Genomic DNA, 6,771 nt, shown 5'->3' with positions numbered 1-6,771 from the left:
CGATGCGCGAGAGCATCGAGGCGATGGCCTGGGCGACCTGTTCGTCGTTGACGTAGCGGTTGTTGGGCGCGTGCAGCGTGAGCTGGAAGCCGTCCGGGTAGCCGGCGTCGGCCAGCAGCTTCCTGGCCGCGGCGGCGTCGAAGGTGTCGGGCTTGAGCGACGGCGCGTAGCCGAACAGCGTGGCGTTGACCAGCTGGCCGGTGGGCTCGGCGGCGCCTTCCATCACGCGGTCGACGATGGCCTGGCGCGAGATCGCGTGCGAGATGGCGGCGCGCACGCGCGGATCCTTGAGCGGGTTCTTCGCCAGCGGCTTGCCGGCCTTGTCGGCGGCGAACGGGGTGACGTCGCGGTTGCTGTCGAGGTGCAGGTACATCAGGCGGAAGGTGGGCACCTTGAACACGCTCACGCCCGGGTCGGCGGACAGCTTGCGGATGTCGGAGGTGGGCACGTTCTCGATGACCTGCACGTCGCCGGCCAGCAGCGCGGCCACGCGCGGCGCGTCGTTGGTGAGGATGCGCAGCGAGACGGTGTCCCACTCGGGCCTGGGGCCCCAGTAGCTGTCGTTGCGCACGAGCTCGACGCGGTCGCCCTTGCGGAAGCTGGCGAACTTGTAGGGGCCGGTGCCGACCATCGCGCGGCCGCTGTTGAAGTCGTCGCTGCCGGCATTCTCGGCGACCTTCTTCGACACCATGTAGATGGTGGACAGGTCGTTGGGCACCAGCGGGTACGGGCCGTTGGTGGTGATGCGCACGGTCAGCTTGTCGACCGCGACGATGTCCTTGAAGCCCTTGGTGTAGATGGTGTACGGCGACGGGCTGTTCTTGACGGTGGCGGGGCGGTTGAGCGAGTAGACCACGTCGGCCGAGGTGAACTCGCTGCCGTCGTGGAACTTCACGCCGGGGCGCAGCCTGATTTCCCAGGTGGTGTCGTCGAGCGGCTTCCAGGACAGCGCCAGCGCGGGCTTGAAGCGCATCTTCTCGTCCTTGGCGATGAGCGCCTCGAACATGTGCTCGGCGACGTTCGCGTTGGGCGTGACGTTGTGATAGTGCGGGTCGAGCGAGGTGATGTCGCCGGACAGCCCGATGGTGAGGCCGGCGGCCACGGCGGTCGGGGAGGACATGGCGCAGGCCAGGCTCGTGGCGAGGGCTGCACAGGCAAGGGCGCGGCGAATGAGGGTCATCGGGTGGTCCGTGGTTGTCCTGCGATGCAGGCATTGTCAGGACTCGCCCATGCCCGGTCAAGGCGGGCCGACCCGCGGCGCGCGATGCACCGCGCCGAGGCGGGATGCACGGCGGGCGGGCGCGATGCTGGCGCCCGCCGCCGCGCTTTCACCACGGCAAGGCATGGGCGGCGGCGCTCAGAACGTGGTGCGCAGGCCGATCTTGACGTTGCGCCCGGCCAGCGGCGCGATGTCGCGCAGGATCGAGGTCGAGCTGCGGGCGTCCTGGTTGGTCAGGTTGTCGCCGCGCAGGTAGACCAGCGTCTGCGTGCCGGCCAGCTTGAACTTGTAGGTGATGGACAGGCCGAGCAGGGTGTAGCCGTCGGTGGGCGTGTCGTTGGCCGGCACGCGCGACTGGCGCGCGGCGTAGGTCACGTCGGCGCGCGCGCCCCACGGCCCGGCGCCGTACACCACGGCGGCGCCGAGGCGCAGCGGCGACAGGCGCGGCAGCGGCTCGCCGGTGGTGCGGTTCTGGCCGTGCACGTAGTCGGCGCGCGCTTCCAGGTCGAGCGTGTCGCTGCCGGTCAGCAGCTTCTGCGCCACGCGCGCGCGGCCTTCGGCCTCGAAGCCGTACAGCGTGGCGGCCACGCCCTGGTACTGGAACTCGGGCAGCGCGCCGGCGGCGCCGGGCGCCACCACGTTGCCTTCTGCGTCGCGCGCGTTGCCGGTGGCCGACAGCGCCAGGTAGTTCGAGAAGCGGCTGTAGTAGCCCGACAGGCTGGCGCTGTGCGGGCCGGACTTGAAGCGCACGCCGAGATCGAGCGAGGTGGCGCGTTCCTTGGACGCATCCGGGTTGCCCTGTTCCCACGCGCCGGTGGCCACGTGGGGGCCGTTGGCGTAGAGCTCGTAGAAGGTCGGCGCGCGCTCGGTGTAGGCCAGGTTGGAGGTCAGCGACAGGGCCGGCGCGAGCTTGTAGAGCAGTCCGGCCGAGGCGCTGCCGGCATTGAAGCTGCGGCTGGCGTCCGAGAAGCGCTCGTTGCCGTCGGCGCGCGCCTTCAGGCTGGTGTGGTCCATGCGCGCGCCGAGGTTGAGCTTGAGGTCGCCGCCGGCGGTCAGCGGCATTTCCTCGAAGATGAACAGCGCGGCGTTGTCGGTGTCGGTGCTCGGCACGAAGGCTTCCTCGCCCAGCGCCGAGAAGCGCGTCGAGCCGAACTGGGTGCCGATCACGCCGGTCATGTTGCCGATGCGCGCGTGCTTCGCCTCGAAGCGCGCGTCCCAGCCGTGGTTCTTGAAGACGGTGCCGGTCTGGCCGGACTCGATTTCCTTGTGCTCGTAGTCGGTGTAGCTGAACTTGCCCTTGACCGATTCGATGAAGCCGCCGGTGCGCCCGGCCAGGTTGCGCGCCTCGCCTTCGAGCGCGAAGCGCTGCTGGCGCATCTGCAGGCGCACGTCGTCCTCGGCCGGGGTGCCGTATTCGTTGTGGTACTCGCTGTAGTTGGCGCCGACGAAGCCGTCGGCCCAGGTGTAGGCGCCGCCCAGCGAGCCGCCCTGCTGCTGCGCGCTGCTGTTGGGCAGGCGGCCGTAGGCCTCGGATTCGCCTTCGGGCAGCGGCTGGCTGTTGCGCAGGCTGGCGCTGCGCGCGTAGCCGGGAATGCGCAGGTCGCTGGTCTTGCGCACGAAGCCGTCGGCGTGCACGGCGAACTGCCCGTTGCCGGCCTCGACCAGGCCGCTGGCGCCGCGCGCCGTGTCGCCGCCGGCGGTGGCGCTGGCGTCCACCGCGCCGCCCACGCCGTGGATCGGCTCCTTGGGGATGCGGTTGTCGATCACGTTGACCACGCCGCCGATGGCGTTGCCGCCGTACATCAGCGCGGCCGGCCCGCGCACCACCTCGATGCGCTCGGCCACCAGCGGGTCGACCGGCACCGCGTGGTCGTTGGAGAGGGTGGAGGCGTCGATGGTGCTGCCGCCGTTCTGCAGCACCTTGATGCGGTCGCCGTCGAGGCCGCGGATGATCGGGCGGCTGGCGTTGGGGCCGAAGTAGCTGGACGACACGCCGGGCAGCCGGTCGAGCGTCTCGCCCAGCGTGCTGGCCTGGCGCACCGCGAGGGCGTCGCCGCCGAGGCTGGACACCGGCGCGACCAGGTCGGTGAGCTCGCTGCCGAGCGGGTTGGCGGTGACGACCACCTCGCGCAGCGTGGCGGCGGGCGCGGCCGGGGCAGTCGGTGCGGGAGCCGCCGTGGAAGCCGCGGGCGCGCCCTGCGCGAAGGCGCCGGCGGGGGCGGAGGCGATCAGGGCGGCGATGGCGGCCAGCGGGGTGCGGCGCAGCAGGGATTCGGGTTGGAAGCGGTAAGACAAGGACATGGCTCGCGTTGCTTTTTTATCTGCGGTCGGGCGCGCGGCGCCGGCGGCCGCGCACGCGCGCCGCGCCGCCGGGCGCGTACAGGCCAGTGCGGGCATGTACGGGCGCGGGGTGGCACGGCAAGCGGCGTGGCAGGCTGCGTGTGGCGCGGTGCGTCAGGAAGCGGGCGGCGGCACGGCGGCCGCGGCCCGGATGTCAGGCGAGGGCGGAGGCGGCGGGCGGGGCGCGCGGGTGGAAGGGCCGGGCCGGAGGCAGGTCAGGCTTGCGCCAGCCCTTGGCGGGCGGCAGCGGGGACTGGAGATGGGTCAGCGCCGGCAGGGCCGGCGTGCCGCAATGGCTGGCGGCCACGGTGGCGCCGTCGAACAGGACGCAGAAGTGTCCCGCCGCGCCGGCGGACAGCGGGACGGCGGGTTCGGGCTGGAGGTCGTCGTCGTCCGTGTCCGTGTCCGCGGCCAGTTCGGCGGCGGCCAGGGCGGAGCCGGCGGCGTCATTGATGGCGTCGGCGGATGCCTGCGCCGGCAGGTACGGCATCGCGCCGTGGTGGACGCGGTGGGTCAGCCCGGCGTGCTGGGCCAGCAGCAGGCACAGCGCGAGCCACAGCGCCGGCCACAGGCCGAGGCCGCGCGCGCGGCGGCGCTGCAGGCGCCGCCAGGGCGGGACCGGCCTAGCGGGCATGCCCGCCGTGACCATCGTCGCCGTCGTGGCCATCGTCGTCGTCGCCATGATCGTGCGCGTGGCCATGATGGTGGCCGTGGTCGCCGCAGCCGCAGTCGTCGCCGTGCACATGGTCGTCGTCGAGTCCGTCTTCCCAGGACGGGAACGGGTCGGGATAACTCGCCCAGGCCGCCGGGCCGGCCGCCATTTCGGCGTCGGTCAGCAGGCAGGCATCGAGCAGCGCCTCGAGCGCGGGGCGGTCGAGGTCCTGGCCGATCAGCACCAGTTCCTGGCGGCGGTCGCCGAACGGGGCGGGCTGGCCGTCCACGGTCATGTCGGCCTCGATCCCGGCGCGGCTGTCGTCGTCGTCGGGCCATTCGGACGCATCCAGCGCGGCCCACCAGGCGCCGGCGCCGCCGTGGCGGCACACGCCGCCGGCCTGGCCCCAGGTGCCGGCCGTGTCCATGCGCGTGGCCAGCCAGAAGAAGCCCTTGGAGCGCAGCACGCTGCCGTGCTCGCGCAGCCATTCGGTGTGGATCAGATCGGCGAAGCGCTGCGGGTGGAACGGGCGGCGGCGCCGGTAGACGAAGCTGCCGATGCCGTAGGCCTCGCTCTCCGGCACGTGCTCGCCGCGCAGCTCGGCCAGCCAGCCGGGCGCCGCCGCGGCGGCGTCGAAGTCGAAGCGGCCGGTGTCGAGCACGCTGTCCAGCGGCACCTTGCCGAAGCTGGCCGGCACGATGGCCGCGCGCGGGTTGAGCGAGCGCAGGATGCCGGTCAGGCGCGCGCGCTCGGCGTCGCCGACGAGGTCGAGCTTGTTGAGCACGATCACGTCGCAGAACTCGACCTGCTCGATCAGCAGGTCGACCACGGTGCGGTCGTCGTCCTCGTCGCGCGCCTGGCCGCGGTCCTGGAGGAAATCGGCTTCGTTGAAGTCCTGCAGGAAGTGCGCGGCGTCGACCACCGTCACCAGGGTGTCGAGGCGCGCCAGGCTGTCCAGCGCCACGCCCTGCTCGTCGGCGAAGGTGAAGGTCTCGGCCACCGGCAGCGGCTCGGCCACGCCGGTCGATTCCACCAGCAGGTAGTCGAAGCGGCCTTCGCGCGCGAGCTTGGCCACCTCGACCAGCAGGTCCTCGCGCAGCGTGCAGCAGATGCAGCCGTTGGACAGCTCCACCAGGCGCTCGCCGCTCTGCGCCACCATGCCGTCGGCAACCAGGCGGGCATCGATGTTCACGTCCGCGAGGTCGTTGACGATCACGGCCACGCGCCTGCCTTCGCGGTTGGCGAGGATGTGGTTCAGCAGGGTGGTCTTGCCGGCACCGAGGAATCCGGACAGCACGGTGACGGGCAGGCGATCGGCCATGACGGGAAGGCGCGCCCGGCGAGGTGCGCGTATGTTATTGCAACAAAGTTGCGACTGTATCAGAAAGCGGGTGTTTCGGGGCCGCCGCGGCCGATATTGCGCCCGGCCATGCCGGGGCGGCGGGCGGCAGTTCTCCCGCCGTGCCTAATGATAGGCCGGTGACGTGACACCGCAAAGACGTGCCGGACAGGGCACCGGCGCGGCGGCGCGCGGCCAAGCAAAACGGCCCGGGGAACCGGGCCGTCTGGGAGCGCGCCGGCGGGTCCGGCTCAGTCGCCGAACAGCTTCTGGCGCAATTCGCGGCGCTGCTGGGCTTCCAGCGAGAGCGTGGCGGTGGGGCGCGCCAGCAGGCGCGGCACGCCGATCGGCTCGCCGGTTTCCTCGCACCAGCCGTAGTCGCCGGACTCGATGCGGGCCAGCGACTGCTCCACCTTCTTGAGCAGCTTGCGTTCGCGGTCGCGCGTGCGCAGCTCCAGGGCGTGCTCTTCCTCGATGGTGGCGCGGTCGGCCGGATCGGGCACGATCACCGTTTCGCGCAGGTGCTCGGTGGTCTGATCGGCGTTCTTCAGGATGTCGTCGCGCAGCTGCTCAAGGCGATTCTTGAAAAAGGCCAGTTGCGCCTCGTTCATGTAATCCTTGTCGCCCATCTTCAGGATTTCAGCTTCAGTCAGAAGTTTATTGCTGCTCATGGTTGCTGCTGATTCTCTTGTTGATGCGACCGGCGGCGTCTTGGTCCGCTCGGGTGCAGTGTCCTGCCGCTTGCGCGGCGTGGACGTTTCGCTCTGGCTGGCTGCAGTCTTGCTGCTTTGCGTGCCCCCCTTGGCCTCGCCCGCACCGGCGTGCACCGTACTGCCGCGGGGAGCGGGCGCAGCCTTGGTGGGCCGCGCCTTCAGCGTCTCGGCCGCAGCGCTACCGTTCTTGCTGCGGCTTTCTTTCGTTTTCGTTGCGGCTACCATGGGACACCTCTTTTCTCGCGTCGGTCGATATCGGCGCGGAACCTGTGCCCCAAGCGGAGGGCGGTCTCCGCACGAAGCACTGCGACCGCACCTGCCGGCAGCCCGCCTCATGCTGACGACGACCGCCGCCCTGCATTGCGCGGGCGCCGCCGCCGAGGCTGCGTAACCCGCACTAAATCCAGACTATTGTACTTGAACAAAAATTTTGGAGATATGGGGGAAAAGCGGGGAGTTTTCCCTGAGTTCCCGACCCCCTTGCCGGCGGGGGCGGGCGGGGCGGGCG

The 6,771-nt window shown here is 71.1% G+C and carries 5 protein-coding genes; all 5 read right to left on the bottom strand.

Going from position 1 to position 6,771, the window contains the following annotated elements:
• A partial coding sequence (locus K206_RS0132550; RefSeq protein WP_043367583.1) for an ABC transporter substrate-binding protein occupies positions 1-1,180 on the bottom strand: 1,180 nt, incomplete at its 3' end.
• 177 nt (positions 1,181-1,357) lie between these two features.
• Complete coding sequence (locus K206_RS0132545; protein WP_020206486.1) at positions 1,358-3,520, bottom strand: TonB-dependent receptor; 2,163 nt, start codon at positions 3,518-3,520, stop codon at positions 1,358-1,360.
• Between the two features lie 193 nt (positions 3,521-3,713).
• On the bottom strand, positions 3,714-4,241 hold the full coding sequence (locus K206_RS0132540; RefSeq protein WP_231401718.1) for a hypothetical protein: 528 nt from the start codon (positions 4,239-4,241) through the stop codon (positions 3,714-3,716).
• Entirely contained in the window at positions 4,183-5,532 is a 1,350-nt protein-coding gene (gene zigA, locus K206_RS39985) for a zinc metallochaperone GTPase ZigA (RefSeq protein WP_020206484.1), read from the bottom strand. The genes K206_RS0132540 and zigA overlap by 59 nt, the downstream gene beginning before the upstream one ends.
• 269 nt (positions 5,533-5,801) lie before the next feature.
• A complete protein-coding gene (dksA, locus tag K206_RS44445) occupies positions 5,802-6,488 on the bottom strand; it encodes an RNA polymerase-binding protein DksA (RefSeq protein WP_231401717.1) in 687 nt (228 codons plus the stop codon).
• Positions 6,489-6,771: the final 283 nt, after the last annotated feature.

Origin of the sequence: Cupriavidus sp. WS (assembly GCF_000395345.1) — a bacterium.
Classification (GTDB): Bacteria; Pseudomonadota; Gammaproteobacteria; order Burkholderiales; family Burkholderiaceae; genus Cupriavidus; species Cupriavidus basilensis_B.
This window is presented reverse-complemented; position numbering and strand designations above follow the sequence as displayed.

Coding starts and splice junctions, on each gene's coding strand:
- K206_RS0132545 (WP_020206486.1), bottom strand. CDS start 3,520: ATGTCCTTGTCTTACCGCTTCCAACCCGAATCCCTGCTGCGCCGCACC.
- K206_RS0132540 (WP_231401718.1), bottom strand. CDS start 4,241: ATGGCGACGACGACGATGGCCACGACGGCGACGATGGTCACGGCGGGC.
- zigA (WP_020206484.1), bottom strand. CDS start 5,532: ATGGCCGATCGCCTGCCCGTCACCGTGCTGTCCGGATTCCTCGGTGCC.
- dksA (WP_231401717.1), bottom strand. CDS start 6,488: ATGGTAGCCGCAACGAAAACGAAAGAAAGCCGCAGCAAGAACGGTAGC.